Annotated in this window: 1 protein-coding gene and 1 pseudogene; both read left to right on the top strand. The window is 63.8% G+C overall.

The annotated features are described in order from the left end of the window. Window positions 1-1,300: APC family permease (locus tag ACE3OO_RS20175; RefSeq protein WP_374305896.1), on the top strand; the 1,300-nt coding region annotated here is incomplete at its 5' end. Between the two features lie 73 nt (window positions 1,301-1,373). Further along, window positions 1,374-2,129, top strand: a pseudogene (locus tag ACE3OO_RS20170) (cytochrome P450); the annotation flags it as partial.

Raw genomic sequence — 2,129 nt, 5'->3', positions numbered from 1 at the left:
CCCCCTGGCCGTGCTTATCGTCATGGCGATCCTGCTGATTTTCTCGGTCGGCTACACCACCATGGCGCGGCACATTTCGAATGCCGGCTCTTTCTACGCCTTCACGGCGCGGGGCCTGGGCGGTGTCATGGGCGGTGCCGCCGCCTATATCGCGGTGCTGGCCTATAACGCCATGCAGGTGGGGCTTTACGGCCTGTTCGGTGCGGTCGCGGCCGGCACGGTCGCCGGCATGTCCGGCGGCGCCATCGACCAGCCCTGGTGGGTGTGGGCGCTGGCGGCCTGGGCGCTGGTCGGCATCTTCGGCTATCTGAAGATCGATCTTTCCGCCAAGATCCTCGCCATCCTCGTCGCCGCCGAATATCTGATCGTCGTGCTGCTCGACCTTGCCATTCTGGGGAATGGGGGGCCGGAAGGCATCTCGACCGTCAGCTTCACGCCGGCGGCCTTCATGACCGGCGAGCCGATCATCGGCATGCTGCTCTGCTTTGCGGCCTTCATGGGCTTCGAAGCGACCACGATCTACAGCGAGGAAGCGCGCGATCCGGAACGCACCGTGCCGCGGGCGACCTATCTGTCGGTGCTCGTCATCGGCATCTTCTATGCCTTCACCACCTGGTGCATGGTGATCGGCACGGGGTCGAGCAAGCTGATGGAAACGCTGGGCGGCCTCGCCGACCCGACCACCTTCATCTTCGTCCTGTCCGACCAATATGTGGGGTCGTGGCTCACCACGGTCATCAGCCTGCTGCTGATTTCCAGCGTGTTCGCGGCACTCCTTGCCTTCCACAACGCTGCCGCGCGTTACTTCTACGTGCTGGGCCGCGAAGGCCTGCTGCCGGCGCATTTGGGCAGGACCCATAACGAGCATCAGAGCCCGCATATCGGCTCGGTCCTGCAGACCGTGCTGGGTGTCGTCATCCTCGCCATCTTCATCGTGACGGCTCAGGATCCGGTGCTGGGTCTCTTTGCCTGGCTCACCAATCTTGCGACACTCAGCGTCATCACCTTGATGGGCATCGTCTCGTTCGCGGTGATTGTCTTCTTCCGCCGCCAGCCGCAACTTGAAGGTTCCGGTTTCAAGACGATGCTGATGCCCCTGCTGGCCGGTGCGGCGCTCGCCGTCATCGCCTATCAGGTGGTCACGCATTTCGACGTGCTCACGGGCGCCTCGCCGGCATTGGCCATCGGCCTGCCGATCCTGGTGCCGATCGCCGGCATCCTCGGCGCCATCGTGGCTTTCCAGATGAAGCAATCCGGCAGCGCCCGCTTCGCGCAGCTCGGCGCCCATCAGGACAAATAGCCGACCCTCGACCGGGGGCGGAGCGGCCATCGGCTGTTCCGCCCCTTCTTCTTTAGCGCGGCGGAGACGCAGGATGTCCTTGGCCGACCGGATCACTGTCCAGGAGTTGGAGTCGGACCCCTACCCTTTCTTTGCCTATATGCGGCGGGAGGCACCGGTCTGCTTCGTGCCGGCCGTCAATATCTGGCTGGTGGCACGCTGGGCGGATGTCGAGACGGTCGCCAAATCGCCGGACCTGTTCACGGCCCATGTCGGCAGTTCGCCGGTCGAACGCACCTTCGGCAAGCCCACCATTCTAACGACTGACGGCCCGGTGCATAAAGAATTGCGCGCGGGCATTGACCCGAAATACAAGCCCAAACCCGTCGCCGCCTATATCGACGGATTGGTTCGGCCGATTGCCGAAGAATACCTGGCGCCCCTTCTGGCCAAAGGCAGGGGTGATTTGATGGCCGAGTATTTCGAGCCCATCTCGACGCTGAGCCTCGCGCGCTCCTTCGGTTTTTCCGATGTGGACATGGCGACCTTGCGCCGCTGGTTCTATGGCCTGGCGCAGGGCGCCATCAATTTCGAGAACGACCCGGCGCGCCAGGCCATCGGCGATGCGGTGAGCGCCGAAATCAGCGCGAAGGCCGAAGCGATTTTCGAGCGGCTGGAGCGGCATCCGGATGATTCTGCCTTGTCGCACATGCTGCATGACGGCATGCCGCCGGATCAGACAAGGCCGCGCGACTTCCTGTTGCCGACGGTGAAGGTCACCTTGCTGGGCGGCATGCAGGAACCGGGTCATGGCGCGGGCTCGGTGATGGTGGGCCTGCTGAGCAATCCG

This window comes from Ferrovibrio sp. (assembly GCF_041906005.1).
In the GTDB taxonomy this organism is placed as follows: domain Bacteria; phylum Pseudomonadota; class Alphaproteobacteria; order Ferrovibrionales; family Ferrovibrionaceae; genus Ferrovibrio.
This window is presented reverse-complemented; position numbering and strand designations above follow the sequence as displayed.